Consider the following 15989-nt stretch of genomic DNA (forward strand, 5'->3'; position numbering starts at 1 on the left):
TTGCTTAATACCGAGATTCGACGACAAATCATAACCCGGCTTTAGGAATTATTGGTATCTCGCGCGGATTTAGTGTTGGGAAGCCGGATGCAAGCTATGTTGCTTTTTTTGCGGAACCAGAACTCATCGAAACGCGACTGGCCGACCAGTCAGAAGGTGACGGTGCGGAGAATGATAACGGTAAAAACGCATCTGCTTGGCCCATTGCCGAAAGCCTTGATATGTCGGTGTTTTAAGGTTGCGACAAATCGTCGCACTTTTTCTGGACAAAGCGATTTAAGTACACTAGAATGCGCCCACCTTGACTAAGGTCAATACGAGCCGAAAAGCTTCGTATCTATTGGGGGAGGGAATGCGACCGTGTAACGGTACAACAATAATAAAAGCGCAAGCTATTAACCTGCTATCACAGATATCAGGCGTCCAAAAAACATAAAATAACACCGGACGAAGCCCACTTAATCGTGGGCTTTTTTATGCGCCAATTACCATAAACCTGTTTGTTATTTCAGATGGCCGAAAAATCAGATTCGCTTCCACAAGATATTATGGAGGCAGAGCGTTTCATTGATGAACTAATGAACGACACCAAGCACCCGGTTCACAATCATGCTCATCCTTTGCACAAGGAATCGGTTAAAGCATTAGATGAGTTGATGCAAAGTCTGGATGCAATGCGCCATGAGTGGTTGTCTAAGGGATAGCTCAGAAAAACGCACGGATTTGTTTATTCTGACGTTCTAGCTGTTCGTATGCTTTTCTTTATGGCTAGCAAATATATCTTTATTTTTTCTCAAAAACGGATATAATCGTCGGTTCGAGTATGTTGCAGTAACAAAGCGCATTAATAGTGTAGGGAGATAGTATGCTTATCTTGACTCGTAGAGTAGGAGAGACCTTGATGATTGGTGACGATGTGACTGTTACAGTTCTCGGGGTAAAAGGAAATCAAGTTAGAATTGGCGTAAACGCACCAAAAGATATATCTGTTCATAGGGAAGAAATCTACGAGAGAATTAAGAAAGAGCAGTCTGAAGCAGGGAGTACGGAAGGCTGAGTAAGTTATAGGAGAGATGGCCGAGAGGCCGAAGGCGCTCCCCTGCTAAGGGAGTATGTGCCAAAAGCGCATCGAGGGTTCGAATCCCTCTCTCTCCGCCACTAAATTTAAGTTTGACAAAGAATAACAAAAATAAGACAATAAGCGGCTCAGATAAGCGCCCGTAGCTCAGCTGGATAGAGTACACGGCTACGAACCGTGCGGTCGGGAGTTCGAATCTCTCCGGGCGCGCCATTTGAGTAAATTACCGAAATTAATCCCCTGTAGCTCAGTCGGTAGAGCGGGTGACTGTTAATCACTAGGTCGGCGGTTCGAGCCCGTCCGGGGGAGCCAAATAATTAAGGCCTCACATGTAAATGTGGGGCTTTTTTTTTGCCCGCGCCGGCCCTCCGCTGATCCGAGGGGCGTCTAGCTTCATCCAGTTCTGTCTATCTGATTCGAATATCCAAATTCGGTTTGGAATTAGATGAGCAACCCATTCAAGTTGAAATCGACCTACTGATAAAATCCAGGGCAAGGATTTTTTAATGGGTTTGATAGACTATTGCCCATCGGACGCCGTTTCCAATTAATTCTAAGATAGGGAAAGTCACCAAAAATGAGCTACAACGAAGCTGAAACCCGTTATTGGTTAATCGATCCCGTTCTGCGCGATAAAGGCTACGACGACGCCGGCAAGCTAAAATTGGAAACACCTGCACCGGTGGAAGCCATCGGCCACAAAGGCCGCAGACGCCCCGGCGGCGGTCGCACTGATTATCTACTTTGCGTACAAACGCCCGATGCCACCAAACAGCTACCCGTCGGTGTGCTGGAAGCCAAAAAGGAAGAGGCCGACCCGCTGCAAGGCATGCAGCAAGCCAAGGCCTACGCGGAATGCAGCCGCTTTCATGTGCAATACGTATTTGCCACCAACGGCCATCGTTATGGTGAATTCGATAAAACTACCGGCTTGCAAACCGGGCCGCATGCGTTCAAAGAACACTTTCCAACGCACACCGCGCTAACCCAGCGCTACCTCAACGACACCGGCATCGACCTGCATAAACCGGAAGCGGCGCTGTTATTCACCGCCGACAGCAAAGCCTATCCCAAGAGCCGCTATTACCAGGATGCCGCGATTCGCGCCGTGTTCGAGAAGATCCTGCATTGCGAACGGGCACAAAAGCCGTGTCGTGTTTTGCTGGCACTGGCCACCGGCGCCGGTAAAACGGTGATTGCCGCCAACTTGCTGTGGCGCCTGCAACAAGCCCAACGCCTGACCAAACCCGCATTATTTTTGTGCGACCGCGACGAACTGCGTACTCAAGGCTATAACAAACTGAAAGCGGCCTTTGGCGATAGCGCCCGCATCGTCGAAACCGCCAGCGGACAAAACGCCGCCAAAAACGCCCGCGTGCATATCGCCACCTATCAAACCTTGGGTTTGGATGACGAAGAATCCGGCGCCAGCAGTTTTTTAACCGATCACTATCCGCCCGACGCCTTCAGCGTCATCATCATTGACGAATGCCATCGCTCCGCCTGGGGCCGTTGGTCGGAAGTCTTGCTGCGTAATCCTAACGCAGTGCAAATCGGCTTGACCGCCACGCCGCGCCAGTTGCGCGAATCCAAACAGCAAACCGCCGACGATGCCGCCATCACCGCCAACAATCTCAAATACTTCGGCGAACCGGTCTACGAATACACCTTGATTCAAGCGCAAGAAGACGGCTACCTCGCCGCCTGCGAAATCGTCAAACGCCAGGCCAGCATCGATAACATCACCTATACCAGGCAACAAATACTCGACCTCAAGCCCACCGACCTTCGCACCGGCAAACCCATTTGCGAGACGGATTTAAAAAAAGACCTCTACACCGCCAAAGACTTTGACGACGAAATCTTTATCGAGCTGCGCACTCCTGCGATGTGCGCAGACTTGTTCGAGCAGCTCTGCCGCCACGGCGGCCCCGAGCAAAAAGTGATTATTTTCTGCACCCGCGACATTCATGCTGATCGCGTCGTGCAACAGATGAACAACCTGTACAGCCGATGGTGCAAACAGCACGGCAAAACCCCGAAAGACCTGTACGCCTTTAAATGCACCAACAAAGGCGGCCGCGACCTGATCCAGCCCATGCGCGGCTCCGGCGAACGGGCTTTCATCGCCTGCACGGTCGATCTGCTGGCAACCGGCGTCGACATCGAACGCCTCAATGCCGTGGTGTTCTTCCGCTACCTGGAATCCAGCATCTTGTTTTACCAAATGGTCGGACGCGGCACCCGCATCGACGAAGACACCCAAAAATACAAATTTTGGCTTTACGACTACACCGGCGTCACCGACTTATTCGGCACCGATTTCATCACCGCGAACAGCTCGGGCAAAAAGCAAAAGCCGGGCGGCGATGATGAAGATGACGAGGATGACGACGGCGGTGATGAGGGCGATGGCGGACAAGGCCATCAACCCTCGGTAGCAGAGATCAAAGGCCAATACGTCAGTGTCACCCCGCAAGGCCGTTACATTCTGACCCGCCGCGACGGCCGCGACGTGCAAATCCCCAGCGACGAATACCGCCGGGAAATCCTGCAGCGCGTGGTGAGCGAAGCGCACGACCTCAACCAGTTTCGCCAATTGTGGATAGAAGCCAAAAAACGCCGGCAATTGATAGACCATCTGCTGGGCGACCATTACTCGCCGGAAGTACTGCGCGAACTGGAAGACATGCAGGATTTTGACTATTACGACATCTTCGCCCACCACGGCTACCGCGCCCAAGCCTTGAAGCAGCCGCAACGCGGTCAGGCGTATATCGACAGCAATCAAGCCTGGTTCGACGCCATGCCAAGCGACAGCGCCATGGTGTTGCGCGGCTTTGGTCAGCAATTTGCGCTGGGCGGCACCGAAGCTTTGGAAACGCCGGCGCTGTGGGACGTGCCGGAAATCCAGCAGGCGGGTGGTTTGGCGGCGTTGAAAAAATTGGGGAAACCGGCGGAGGTGATTTTGCAGGCTAAGGCAAGGTTGTTTGGGGTATGAGGTCTGAATTCGAGCTTTTAGAGGTTTGTCAAATTCAAAATGGCTATGCGTTTGACAGTAGCAAATTTTCAGAAACACAGGGAATGCCTCTTATCAGAATTCGAGACTTAAAGGCAAACGTCTGTTCGCTAAGGTTTTTCGGTGATTTTGACAAAAGCTATATCGTCAAAGCTGGAGATCTTTTGGTTGGGATGGACGGCGAGTTCAGGATATATAAGTGGTCAGGATATGATGCCTTATTAAATCAAAGAGTTTGTCGATTGGTGCCGAAGCCCGAAAAACTCGATTCTGATTTTTTGCTGTATCGCATTGATCAAGACTTGAAAGAAATTGAAGACAAAACCCCTTCGACGACTGTAAAGCATCTCTCGTCTCTTACGCTTGGAGCGGTCAAGTTATCTTTGCCTGGTTTAGATACACAGCGTCAAATCGCCGCCAAACTCAAAACCCAACTCGCCGAAGTCGAAACCGCGCGGCAGGCTTTAGAAATTAAACAGCAAGAAATTGTCAAACTTGCCAATGCCTATATTCGCCAAAGCATTGAGCATTCCAAGGTTAGCGAATGCCCGTTAGGTGATGTTCTGGATGAAGTGAAAAAGGGCATTGGTGAATGTTGGGCCGATTACCCGGTATTGGGTGCAACTCGTGACGGCTTGGCCCCGGCCAAGGAGCCGCCGGGCAAACAACCGCAACGTTATAAACCGGTTTTCTCCGGCACCGTGTTTTACAATCCAATGCGTATCCTGATCGGCTCGATTGCCTTTGTCGATGACGGCGATCAACCCGGCATCACCAGCCCGGATTACGTGGCGTTGCAGGGCAAGCCGGGAATAGTCGACTCCCGCTGGTTTTATTACTGGCTACGTTCGCCTTACGGTGTGCAGTGCATCAATTCGCTGGCGCGCGGTGCAGTGCGCGAACGGATGTTGTTTAATCGCCTTGCAGAAGGCTTCATTCAACTGCCACCATATTCCGAGCAAGTCCGAATATCCGCTGCGCTGAAACAATTGCAACCGGTCAAGGCGGCCATTAAACAACAGCTCGACGACTTGAATAAAATCCCGGAACGGCTGCTGGCCACAGCATTTGATTTTAATCCCAAAAGGAGATCGGCATGACCACCAAACATATCGCCGAACAGCACCACGCAACCTTCGAGAGCATTCGTCACTTGGATGACGACGGCAATGAGTATTGGCATGCTCGTCAACTGGCTGTTGTGTTGGAATATTCACAATATCGTCATTTCTTGCCGGTTTTAGAACGCGCCAAGGAAGCTTGTAGGAATAGCGGGCAAGACGTTGCCGACCATATTGAGGATGTCCTCACAATGGTCGAAATCGGCTCTGGCGCAAAACGGGAAGTAGCGGATGTACGCTTATCACGCTATGCCTGCTATCTGGTGGTGCAAAACGGCGACCCCAGCAAGCCGGTGATTGCCAATGGCCAAACTTATTTTGCCATGCAGACTCGGCGGCAGGAATTGGCGGATGACGAACAGTTCGCCCGGCTTTCCGAAGATGAAAAACGTTTGGCCATTCGTAATGAGCTTGCTTTACATAACAAACATCTGGCCGCCGCGGCTAAGGATGCCGGGGTGGAAACATCGCTGGATTACGCCATTTTTCAGGATCATGGCTATCGCGGCTTGTATGGTGGGTTGGCGGCCAAGGATATTCACGCTCGTAAAGGTTTGAAAAAAAGCCAGAAAATTCTGGATCACATGGGTAGCACCGAATTGGCCGCAAACTTGTTTCGCGCCACCCAAACCGAAGAAAAACTGAAACGCGACCAAGTCAAAGGTAAACGGCAGGCCAACCAAACGCACTTGGAAGTTGGTAAAAAAGTCCGTCAGACCATTAAGGATTTGGGCGGGACAATGCCGGAATCACTACCTACGCCGGGAAAAAGTATTAAACAAATTGAATCGGCGCGGAAGAAACTGATCAAGTCCGACGATACTAATGAGTAATTTGAATCTATGAGGATAGAAATTATGTTGCAACAACAGCTGATTGAAGAAATCAAACAAATTCCCAGCGATAAGCTGGGCGAGATTTACGATTTGGTGCATTACTTTCGCCTGGGTTTGGAGCGAGAAGCATCGCAGCCTGCCGCTACCGGACAACGACGTCCCATAGGCCTGGCCAAAGCCAGTTTTAAAGTGCCGGATAGTTTTTTTGCACCGTTACCAGCGGATTTGCTGGATGAATTTGAAGGGCGCTAAGTGAACGTTTTATTGGATACCTGTGCTTTTCTCTGGTTGGCCAGCGATGACGCGGCATTGAGCGAAAAGGCCAAGACCGTGTTTCAAGATCCTGATAACACGGTGTTGTTAAGTAGCGTGTCGATTTGGGAAGTGTTGGTCAAGCATCAGTTGGGAAAGTTGCCACTACCTCTGGCACCCGAAGCGTTTGTTCGCCAACAATGCCGCGACCATTTGATCGATTATTTGCCGCTCGATGAAAAGGCCGTTTTCCAATTAAGTCGCTTGCCAACCTTACACCGCGATCCTTTTGATCGCATGTTGATATGCCAAGCGATGGCACATGATTTGGTCATTTTGACTGCCGATGGTCTGATTAGCCAGTATCCCGTCGCGACGTTGTGGTGAGAAAAAACATGCTTGAAAAAGTTAAATCGGCACGCCGCGCAAAAGCCCCCAAAGCCATCGCCTCGACACAATCCCTGTCGTCTTTCGTCAAAGCCATTTGCGACGTAATGCGTCGTTCCAATTGCGCCAGCGCTTTGCAATATGTGCCGGAACTGACCTGGATTCTGTTTTTGCGCATTCTCGATGCCCAGGAGCAGAAAGCCCTGGAACAAGCCGAAGCCTTGGGCAACGACTATTCGCCGGCCTTGCGGGAGCCGTATCGCTGGCAGGATTGGGCGGCGCCGTATTCCGAGAAGCCGGACGCGCCGAAAACGCCGGAAGGTTATCGGTTTGGTTGGAAGCGGCAAGCCTTGTTCGAAGCCGGTGAAGGCAGTCTGTTCGATTTCATCAATAACCAATTGCTGCCGCATCTGCATCGGCTGGATGTCGATCCGCGTACTCAACTACCTAACGCCGGCGCCAGCCCGAAGCAGCGCGTGATTGGCCGCATCATGACGGCGGTGGAAAAGGTGCGCGTGGATAGCGAAACCAATCTGTGCGACATTTTCGACAAGGTGCATGAAATCCATATCGATCATATCGACGACACCCATTTCTTTACCCTGTCGCAGGTCTATGAAGACTTGCTGCTGAAAATGGGCGAAAAGAACTCGGACGGCGGCCAGTTTTTTACGCCGCGCGAAGTGATACGGGCGATGGTGAATGTGCTCGATCCGCAGCCGGGCGAAACGGTTTATGACCCGTGTTGCGGCACCGGCGGCTTTTTGGCGGTGGCTTATGAGCATATCGCGCATCAACTGGGGCAGTCGCCGGCCTCGACGGTGTTGGAAACGCTGAAGCACGATACGTTTTTCGGCCGGGAAAAGGAAAATCTGGTATTCCCCATCGCCTTAGCCAATTTGATTTTGCACGGCATCGATCAGCCCAATCTCTGGCACGGCAACACGCTGACTGCTAAACAAACCTACGACGGTTTATTCGAGCAAGCGCCGGCGACGTTTGATGTGATCCTGACCAATCCGCCGTTTGGCGGCAAGGAAGGCTCGGACGCGCAGAAAAACTACGATTTTGAAACCGGCTCCACGCAAGTGTTGTTTGTGCAGCATATCCTGGACGAATTGAAAGCGCCGCTGGACGGTAAGCCGGGCGGGCGCTGCGGTATCGTGCTGGACGAGGGTTTGCTGTTTCGCACCAACGAAAGCGCCTTCGTGGAAACCAAACGCAAATTGGTGGATGAATGCGATTTGTGGTGCATCGTCAGTTTGCCGGGTGGGGTGTTTTCGACGGCCGGCGCGGGCGTTAAAACCAACCTGCTGTTTTTCCGCAAAGGCAGCAAAACCGAGCGCATTTGGTATTACGATTTGTCGCAAGTCAAAGTCGGTAAAAAGTCGCCGATGACGTTGGCGCATTTCGGTTTTGATCGACACGGCGGTCTATTGAGCGATGCCGAATTGCCGTCCACACTGACGGCCGACTGGCTGGCGGTGGAAGAAAATAAAGACAAGCTCTTCCCGTCGTTTGCCCGTTTGCTGGCGAAACACGGCACGCCGGAAGCCGACAGCGATTTTTCCTGGACGGTCGATTTCGCCGCCCGCCGCGCCAAAGCCCGCGCAGACCTACAGCCCTTTATCGACGAAGCCAACCGGCTAACCGAAGAACTATTGCCGTTACGGGAAACCTTGAAGGCATTGAAACGCGACAAAGCCGGCAAGGACAAAATCGCCGCCGCGGAAGATGCGATTAAAACCAAGGAAAAAGCCATCCGCGAAGCCCAGGCCAAAGCCAGCGACATCGACGCCGCCGTTTTCGACCTGAAAGCTGTGAATCCGCATGCCAAAGCCGTTATTGATACCCGTACCGTGCAGCAGATTATCGACAACATCAATCATCAAGGCGAGATAGTCGCGCGGGCTATGGCGAATTTAGCAGCCATGATCTAACGCTGTGTCGTTCCGAATGCATGGTAATAATCTGGGTTTGTAACATCGAACGAAGGACTTATGCATTTTGCTCAAGTGCTAGGAATTCTTGTAAATGCTGTTGAACTCGCTTTTTGTCACATTGATGTCATAAGGTATTTGTAAGCTAAAGCTTCAAATAAATAAAAATATGAGTCAGGAAAATGAGCGAATTTTTCAATAAGAAGCCGATGGAGCTTTTGGAGATTGAACAAGTGGTTAACGAATTGATGGAAGACCTGAGCCACCCGGTGAATAACAAAAGACATCCTTACCATCGAGATTGTGTACAAGCGTTTAATGATTTGATGGCACATGCGGACACTATTCGCCAGCACTGGGCTTCTCATTAGAACGATCTCAAAGCTCTACGGTCATCGGCCATGCTCACGCCAGAAGTAAAGCGCCCGGTTTTGGATTGGCTGTCGCGTAGGTATAGGATTACGCTAATGATTGTTGTAGATCAAAAAATCCTTTATTTTTAGGCCTATAGTGGCTGCGTCTTCACAGCACAATAGGTTCAGAAATACGATGACGGCAGAGCTGCAACTTAAACGTTACCATGTTTTTTTTGAAGATCTTACGCACCCTGGATTCGGTTGCCATCGCGATGAATCCGGCGTCGTAATGATCACGCTCCATCGATTACGCTTATCTATTTATGGTCGGACATTCAACCGCCGTTGGAAGTAATCTCTTATCGCACGCTGGACAGCTTCTGCACATCACGTAGAAGCCATGGCGTGTTGCAGTTCTAAATTCGCGGTCTTTAGGGCTTTCAGTTAATGGTTTGACTGGCTTAGCCATCCCAACTTTCCCGGTAGTAGTCATTGGCATTTGGCCTGAATCGATTTTTGCCGTGGGCCGGCATCTGTTCGTCTAATTTTCAATGTTGACTATAATTTCCAGCGATTCCAGTTCAGTTTCAGGATACCTGGGGCTTCAAGCCATTGCGGCTGTTCTGGCGGTGCGGTGAATCTTTATTGGGAAGACAAAATCATGGTGAAGCGCTTAACGGGGTATTTATGTGTTGTGTTTTTTACCGGCTGTGCAACGCTTAGCCAACAAGACTGCAAGCGGGGTGATTGGTTTGGTTTAGGGGTTCAAGACGGCCGTTCTGGAGAGGCGAGTGAGCGGTTGAGCGAACACCGAAAGGCATGCTCCGAATACGGTGTGGCGGTGAATGATTCGCAGTATTTTGCTGGCCGCGAACAGGGTATAAGAGAATACTGTCGTATCGATAACGCTTTTGAAGTGGGGTTGCAAGGACATGATTACCGCCATGTTTGCCCGCCATCGATTGATGGTGTATTCAGCCGTTACCACGCAGCGGCTTACGCTGTACATAGAGAACGCGCCGAACTGGATAGGATAGATAACGAACTTTCCAGCAAAGAAATCAGCTTGGGGGATAACAAACTAAACGACAAAGACCGGGCCAGAATTCGTAACGATATAAGTCAACTGCGGCGTAACCGAGACCGGGCTCGGGATGATCTTTACTACCACGAACGGCAACTCAACGAGTTCCGCCATGAGTCTCAGTCTTATCGCTGAGTGGCTTCTTGGGATTCCGGGAGGATTCGTTGCAAGTATCCGGATTAAGCACAGATACGGCGCCAGCAAAACGCGGTATCTGTTAGGCAAGCTCGGGATTGATAATTTTTTGAATTAACGCTGCCTTTAACTTGCCTGGCAGCGTCTTTGCCTTTAACTCATTCTCTCGGTTCGGGTTTGCCGCTGCTTAGTCTTTCCTGCTTGTCTTTCTCAAACTCGTGTTTAACGAAAAACAGGCCCCCCATCAAGCCCAACAGCATTACGACTTCCAGTATTTCTCTCATCATTTCAGCCACCTTTCGTTTAGGAAAAAGCCTTGTTACTTCAGTGGGGTGACTAATGATTTTTTGGACGGGCTACAAGAATAAGGTTTTTACAACATTAGCTTCCCTCGCCATACAGACTACCCTGGGAATTTGCATAGTCAATGATGAAGCTGATAGTCAAATTAGCGGCTTACTGCAACAGCGGCAATAAACTCACCATGCCCCAGGCTATGCCGCCGGCGGCGGGAATCGTCAGAACCCAAGCCCAAACAATCCGTTCGATCACGGAAAGTTTCAGGGTATAGGGATTTTTGGCAAAACCGACACCCATGATTGCTGTAGAGATACTATGCGTGGTGGAAACCGGCATGCCGAAATGTGCGGCGGCCAATAGAATGGTTGCGGAGCTGGTTTCCGCCGCGAAGCCGTTGATTGGGTGCAGTTTGACCATTTTGTGGCCAAGGGTTTTGATAATGCGCCAGCCGCCTACCGACGTGCCGAGCGCCATGATCAAGGCGCAACTGAACACGATCCAGGTGTCGATGTCCTTTTCGCCGCCGTCCGGACGTAGGAACTCCGCCCAACTGGGCAACTGATCGAGCGTGCCGGCGTTATTGGCCGCAAAAATGGCCAGTGCAATGATGCCCATGGTTTTTTGTGCATCGTTACTGCCGTGGGCAAAGCCCATATAACCGGCCGATAGCAATTGTGCTTTTCCGAACAGCGCATTGATCCATCTCGGCCGCGAGATTTGCGCCATGACACCGCCGGCGGAATTCATGCCGCTGATGATTGCCATCAACAAACCCATGATCAAAATGCCCAAGGTAAAGCCGGCAATCGGCGAGCTGATCATAGGAATCACCACTTTCCAGAGCAGGCCTTTGTTTTCGGTCCACACCAATGCGGTTTTCGACCATATCAACACATCGGGATTGTTGTGCCCCGCCGCCAGGGCCGCGCCGCATAAGCCGCCGATCAAGGCGTGGCTGGAAGAAGAGGGCAGGCCCAAGGCCCAGGTGATCAGATTCCAGATAATCGCCCCGGTCAGTGCGCAAATCAACACTTCGGAGGTAATCGTCACCATGCCGGTATCGACCAGCCCTGAGGAAATGGTTTTGGCTACCGCGGTGCCGGATAAGGCGCCGACCAGATTGGTCACGGCAGCCAGGATCACCGCCTGGGTGGGGGTTAATACTTTGGTGGCGACTACCGTGGCAATCGAGTTGGCCGTGTCGTGGAAACCGTTGACGAACTCGAATATCAGCGCCGCCAGAATGACCAGCAAAAGCAATGTCAGCATGACGGAGCCACTAAGAATTTTTTAATACGATGTGGTAAACCACGTTGCCGGCATCGCGACAGCGGTCAATGGCTTTTTCCAGGATTTCGAACAAATTGGTTTTTACTAGATAACGGATCGGATCGGTTTCGTTGGCGTAGACGTCGCGATACAGCTCAAGTATCTGTTCGTCGGCTTCCGCTTCAATCGTTTGCAGTTGATCGTTGAGTCTTTTGACTTCGTCCAAATCCATGCCTTTGCGCAGTTGACCAACCATTTGTTCCAAAACTTGGCAGGCTTGTTCCAGCATGACAGCGCGGCTGTTGAAATCGACATCGCCGATCCGCTCCGATGCCAGCGTATAACGCTCGGCAAATTTTTCGACGACTTTCGGAATCTTATACAGCGCGCCGTTTAGGGCTTCGATATCCTCGCGGTCCAGGACGGTCACAAAGGTATTGACTAATTCCTCGCTGATTTGGCCGAATAAATTCTTTTCCCGGCGCCGCGCCTGTTTAAATTTTTCTAGTGACTGTTGGGTGGTGGGTGTGCTTAGTAGTTCTATCAAGGCTTTGGCCGAGGCGTGTGCCGATTCCGCACTAGCTTCAAGCAATCCATAAAATTTATCGCCTTTGCCAAAGATGGTTTGTAGAGAGAACATGGTGTACCTTAATTGTGACGGTTTTGTTGCATATTGTATAACAGCGTGGCGGCATGTGCAGAAACTGTCGGCAATTTGCCGGCCGCATGCGTAGCGGATGTCATCCGGCGCTAAACTGCCAAACGCGGGTTAATCGCGTTTTTGCAAAATGTCCTTAACCGCGCGTATTGCCGATTGGCTGGCGCCGTTGGAGTGGCTGTCCTCGGTAAAGTCTCCGGCAAAATAGACGCGGCCCTGCGGTTTTCTTAACGACTCAGACAGGTTATCGAAGCGCGACCGGCCGACCGGCCATGATGCTATCGCGCGCGGATGGTAATGGTAAAAATTCATCCGTTTGACCGACTCCCGGAAGCCCGGCCACTGTTTGTCAAACGCCGCCAGCAAAGCTTCGCGAATCTGATCTGGATCGCTCATCCGCGAGTTAAACCGCTCCGCGTCGGCACCGCTGACTAATAAATTCAACAGCGCATCTCCGCCGGATTTTGATCCACCCTCATAAATCACCCCCAGCGGACTGTCGGTCATAATCGGCAATATACTATCGCCGTCGCGGGTCCAGAAGCTGCTGGCGGCCTTATCCACCGTGACGTGCGCGGTAAAGTAGGCGCCGGCCGATTGAGTTTGTATCGCCTGTTTTCGCTCGGCGCTCAACGGCGGATTGAACTGAATGTCGTTGAGCCGGAATAATGGAATGGCAGTGATCACGTATTTGGCGCGGAATATCTTTTGCCGCAAGCTACCTTGGTCGGACGTAAGTACTTCCACATTATTGTCGGTGGTTGTGATGTGGGTGACCTGCTGGTTCAGCAGGATGCGGTCCCGGCCGATAAAATCGGCCAGCGCCCGCACGGCGCGTTGATTGCCGCCGACTACATGGCGTGGCGCCAGACCGTCGCCGGAAAAATAATGCCATTCGGCAATGCCATCCAGCGCGCTGATTTTTCGCCAGGAGGTGGCGTATTCCGGTTCGGTTTCGATGCGCACCAACTCTTGGGCCTTGGGCGACAGGCCGCTGGTGCTTTCGATCCAGTCGGCGAAGGAAATTTCTTGCAGCGCGAGCATCGCCTCGGGCAAAGGCCGTAAAGCCAATTGCCGGTAAAGCTCGGCCATTTTGGCGTCCCAGCGTTGATAGGCTTGCAATTCGTCGCTATCCAACACCGATGCCAGAAACTCCTGATTGGTATTTTGCGTAAACGGATACAGCTTGCCCTGGTAATAAAAACTGGAAAAACTGCTGTAAGCCGTTTCCATCGGCACATGCAAATCCCGGAAAATCTCGATAGCCGAGTTATTTTCCCAAAACTCTTCCAAACCCACTTCGGCATACGTGCCGTCTGGGTAAGCCGCGGTGCGGATGCGGCCGCCAACACGCGGACTCATTTCCAAAATCACGGCAGTTTTGCCGGCCTTCTTTAAATGATAGGCCGCACTTAAACCCGACAGGCCGGCGCCGACGATCAACACATCGGCGCTAAGTGGTTCGGCGGCTAAGGTAACGGAGCGCAGGCTTAGCGACAGGGCCAACGCAATGAAATAGATGGAACGGTTGAGTTGCTTGAGGGATAGGGTGGTCATCGGCGTCGCCTCTGCGTGTTTATGGGTTGCCAGCCGTTTGCCGTTGGAATTGGCAGCGAATTCTCGCTACGGTACGAGCCAAATATTGCAGGCAAATGACTTGATGGTAACTAAAGGTCCGCCACCGGCTATGTCACATAATAGTCACAAACTTGTCGTATTCTCGCGTTTTACCCCATCGTAAGCTGCCCGACTGATGAAATATTCCGCAACCGCACACGGCAAAAGCTTTCATTTTCGCGATTTGCGTGTCTTGTTGGCTAAGGCTACGCCGCGCCGGGCAGCGGATGAATTGGCCGGTTTGGCGGCGGATTCCGAAGTCGAGCGTGCGGTCGCGCAGCAGGTTTTGGCCGAGGTACCCTTGCGGCGATTTATCGAAGAGCCATTGCTGGCCCCGGAGCGAGACGAAGTTTCCCGCTTGATTCTGGAGCGCCATGATCCGCAGCGGTTTGCGCCGATTGCGAATTTAAGCGTGGGCGAATTTCGCGATTGGCTGTTAACCGAGGATAACGATTTGGCGGCAATCTCGGCCGGGCTGACGCCGGAAATGGTGGCCGCGGTCAGCAAAATCATGCGCAACCAGGATTTGATTGCCGTGGCGCGCCGTTGCCGGGTGGTTACCCGCTTTCGCAGCACCATCGGCTTGCCGGGCCGCTTATCTACCCGCCTGCAACCCAATCATCCAACCGACGATCCGCGCGGTATCGCCGCCAGCATTCTGGATGGTTTGCTTTACGGCAGCGGGGATGCGGTGATCGGCATCAATCCCGCCACCGACAATTTGCACAACGTCCACAGCTTGTTGAACTTGCTGGACGAGATCATTGCGCAATACCAAATTCCCACCCAGTCTTGCGTACTGGCCCACGTGACCACTAGTGTAACGTCCCTAACGTTGCTTTAGCTTTGTCGACTTTCGCCAAGATGGCATCAGGAGTAGCTGTCCATTGGTACGGCTTTGGGTGGGCATTGCGGTGTTCGAGGTACTGCATGATGGCCAGCTTTAGTTCGTCGACACTGCGAAATACCCCGCGACGGATACGTTCTTCGGTGATGTCACGAAAGAATCGTTCAACCAAGTTCACCCAGGACGCTGACGTCGGCGTAAAGTGCATCTGAAAGCGCGGATGCTTGTCCAGCCAGGCTTTCACGTTGGGATGTTTGTGGGTGGCATAGTTGTCGACGATCAAATGGACGGCCAACTCCTTGTCGGTTCGGCGGTCGAGTAGTTTCAAGAATTTCAGAAACTCATCGTTGCGGTGCTTAGGTACGCACTCGCCGATCACCGTGCCCTCATGAACATTGAGGGCGGCGAACAAGGTTGTGGTGCCGTGGCGTTTGTAGTCATGCGTCATCGTTCCGTTCTTGCCGGGTTTCATCGGCAAACCTGGCTGCGTGCGATCCAGTGCCTGGATCTGGCTTTTCTCATCCACGGAAAACACGATGGCTTTCTCCGGCGGCTCCAGATACAGCCCCACCACATCCCGTAACTTCGCTTCAAACTGCGGGTCGTTCGAGACCTTGAAGCCCTTGACCCGATGCGGCTTCAGCTGGTGCTCGCGCCAAATGCGATGCACCGCCATGCGTGAAATGCCGACCTGCTCGGCCAGCGTCCGGCAACTCCAATGTGTTGCGTGGGCCGGCTTGCCGGTCATCGTCAACGTCAACACTTCTTGCACCTTCTCCACCGACAACGGCGGCACTCGCGAGGGCCGCGTCTTGCCTTTTTTCAATCCGTCAATACCGCTGTCCACGAAGCGCCGACGCCACAAATTGAGCGTCGGCCCACTGATCTTCAAGGTGTCCATGATCGTTTGCGAAGGCAGACGGTCGGCAGTCATCAATACGATTCGCGCCCGCAACGTCTGCTTCTCTCCTATGGCTCGACTTTTCACCCACCGATTCAGCAGGGTACGGTCTTGCTCGCTCAACTCAAGTTTCTTTGGTGTTCTCATACCCACCAATTCTACCATTCATAAGTATTTGTCGGGGACGTT

Annotated in this window: 16 protein-coding genes and 3 tRNA genes; 14 read left to right on the plus strand and 5 right to left on the minus strand. The window is 52.0% G+C overall.

The window, feature by feature from the left end:
* The first annotated feature begins 512 nt into the window (after positions 1 to 512).
* The 13 genes from ACMXD4_RS06095 to ACMXD4_RS06155 all read left to right on the plus strand — a co-directional run bounded on the left by ACMXD4_RS06095 (position 513) and on the right by ACMXD4_RS06155 (position 10208).
* Complete coding sequence (locus ACMXD4_RS06095) at positions 513 to 704, plus strand: hypothetical protein (protein ID WP_033157950.1); 192 nt, start codon at positions 513 to 515, stop codon at positions 702 to 704.
* A 161-nt stretch (positions 705 to 865) separates the two neighbouring features.
* Positions 866 to 1057, plus strand: coding sequence for a carbon storage regulator CsrA (gene csrA / locus ACMXD4_RS06100; RefSeq protein ID WP_020482891.1), 192 nt, complete (start codon positions 866 to 868; stop codon positions 1055 to 1057).
* A gap of 10 nt (positions 1058 to 1067) precedes the next feature.
* A tRNA-Ser gene (locus tag ACMXD4_RS06105) sits at positions 1068 to 1158 on the plus strand.
* 56 nt (positions 1159 to 1214) lie between these two features.
* Positions 1215 to 1291: transfer RNA gene (locus ACMXD4_RS06110), tRNA-Arg, on the plus strand.
* Between the two features lie 23 nt (positions 1292 to 1314).
* Positions 1315 to 1390: transfer RNA gene (locus ACMXD4_RS06115), tRNA-Asn, on the plus strand.
* 265 nt (positions 1391 to 1655) lie between these two features.
* Positions 1656 to 4079, plus strand: coding sequence for a DEAD/DEAH box helicase family protein (locus ACMXD4_RS06120; protein ID WP_415880163.1), 2424 nt, complete (start codon positions 1656 to 1658; stop codon positions 4077 to 4079).
* Positions 4076 to 5197 (plus strand): restriction endonuclease subunit S, encoded by a 1122-nt coding sequence (locus tag ACMXD4_RS06125; RefSeq protein ID WP_415880164.1) that lies wholly within the window; start codon positions 4076 to 4078, stop codon positions 5195 to 5197. Before ACMXD4_RS06120 ends, ACMXD4_RS06125 begins: the two co-directional genes overlap by 4 nt.
* Positions 5194 to 6051 (plus strand): DNA damage-inducible protein D, encoded by an 858-nt coding sequence (dinD, locus tag ACMXD4_RS06130; RefSeq protein ID WP_319962892.1) that lies wholly within the window; start codon positions 5194 to 5196, stop codon positions 6049 to 6051. The genes ACMXD4_RS06125 and dinD overlap by 4 nt, the downstream gene beginning before the upstream one ends.
* 24 nt (positions 6052 to 6075) lie before the next feature.
* The gene (locus tag ACMXD4_RS06135; protein ID WP_033157925.1) at positions 6076 to 6306 is read left to right on the plus strand and encodes a hypothetical protein; all 231 of its coding nucleotides are present in this window, start codon (positions 6076 to 6078) and stop codon (positions 6304 to 6306) included.
* Positions 6307 to 6693 (plus strand): type II toxin-antitoxin system VapC family toxin, encoded by a 387-nt coding sequence (locus ACMXD4_RS06140; protein ID WP_205453637.1) that lies wholly within the window; start codon positions 6307 to 6309, stop codon positions 6691 to 6693.
* Positions 6694 to 6701: 8 nt separating this feature from the next.
* On the plus strand, positions 6702 to 8633 hold the full coding sequence (locus tag ACMXD4_RS06145) for an N-6 DNA methylase (protein WP_415880165.1): 1932 nt from the start codon (positions 6702 to 6704) through the stop codon (positions 8631 to 8633).
* Between the two features lie 182 nt (positions 8634 to 8815).
* Positions 8816 to 9004: a hypothetical protein gene (locus tag ACMXD4_RS06150; protein ID WP_033157922.1), complete on the plus strand. Its 189-nt coding sequence runs from the start codon at positions 8816 to 8818 to the stop codon at positions 9002 to 9004.
* Positions 9005 to 9650: 646 nt separating this feature from the next.
* Positions 9651 to 10208 (plus strand): DUF2799 domain-containing protein, encoded by a 558-nt coding sequence (locus ACMXD4_RS06155; protein ID WP_165385930.1) that lies wholly within the window; start codon positions 9651 to 9653, stop codon positions 10206 to 10208.
* Positions 10209 to 10366: 158 nt separating this feature from the next.
* On the opposite strand, the gene ACMXD4_RS06160 is transcribed toward ACMXD4_RS06155, so the two are convergent.
* The 4 genes from ACMXD4_RS06160 to ACMXD4_RS06175 form a co-directional block, all read right to left on the minus strand.
* The gene (locus ACMXD4_RS06160; RefSeq protein ID WP_306790002.1) at positions 10367 to 10495 is read right to left on the minus strand and encodes a hypothetical protein; all 129 of its coding nucleotides are present in this window, start codon (positions 10493 to 10495) and stop codon (positions 10367 to 10369) included.
* A gap of 169 nt (positions 10496 to 10664) precedes the next feature.
* Positions 10665 to 11777, minus strand: a complete 1113-nt coding sequence (locus ACMXD4_RS06165; RefSeq protein WP_033157921.1) for an inorganic phosphate transporter — start codon at positions 11775 to 11777, stop codon at positions 10665 to 10667.
* Positions 11778 to 11787: 10 nt separating this feature from the next.
* A complete protein-coding gene (locus ACMXD4_RS06170; protein WP_033157920.1) occupies positions 11788 to 12417 on the minus strand; it encodes a DUF47 domain-containing protein in 630 nt (209 codons plus the stop codon).
* Between the two features lie 129 nt (positions 12418 to 12546).
* Positions 12547 to 13992: a flavin monoamine oxidase family protein gene (locus ACMXD4_RS06175; protein ID WP_415880166.1), complete on the minus strand. Its 1446-nt coding sequence runs from the start codon at positions 13990 to 13992 to the stop codon at positions 12547 to 12549.
* A 196-nt stretch (positions 13993 to 14188) separates the two neighbouring features.
* Here ACMXD4_RS06175 and eutB point away from each other — a divergent pair, with 196 nt between their 5' ends.
* Entirely contained in the window at positions 14189 to 14896 is a 708-nt protein-coding gene (eutB, locus tag ACMXD4_RS06180) for an ethanolamine ammonia-lyase subunit EutB (protein ID WP_415880167.1), read from the plus strand.
* Here the strand turns inward: eutB and ACMXD4_RS06185 are convergent.
* Positions 14868 to 15947, minus strand: coding sequence for an IS630 family transposase (locus ACMXD4_RS06185; protein ID WP_415878126.1), 1080 nt, complete (start codon positions 15945 to 15947; stop codon positions 14868 to 14870). The two genes, eutB and ACMXD4_RS06185, sit on opposite strands and share 29 nt — an antisense overlap.
* Between the last annotated feature and the right edge of the window lie 42 nt (positions 15948 to 15989).

The organism is Methylomonas sp. TEB (genome assembly GCF_047777895.1).
GTDB lineage: Bacteria > Pseudomonadota > Gammaproteobacteria > Methylococcales > Methylomonadaceae > Methylomonas.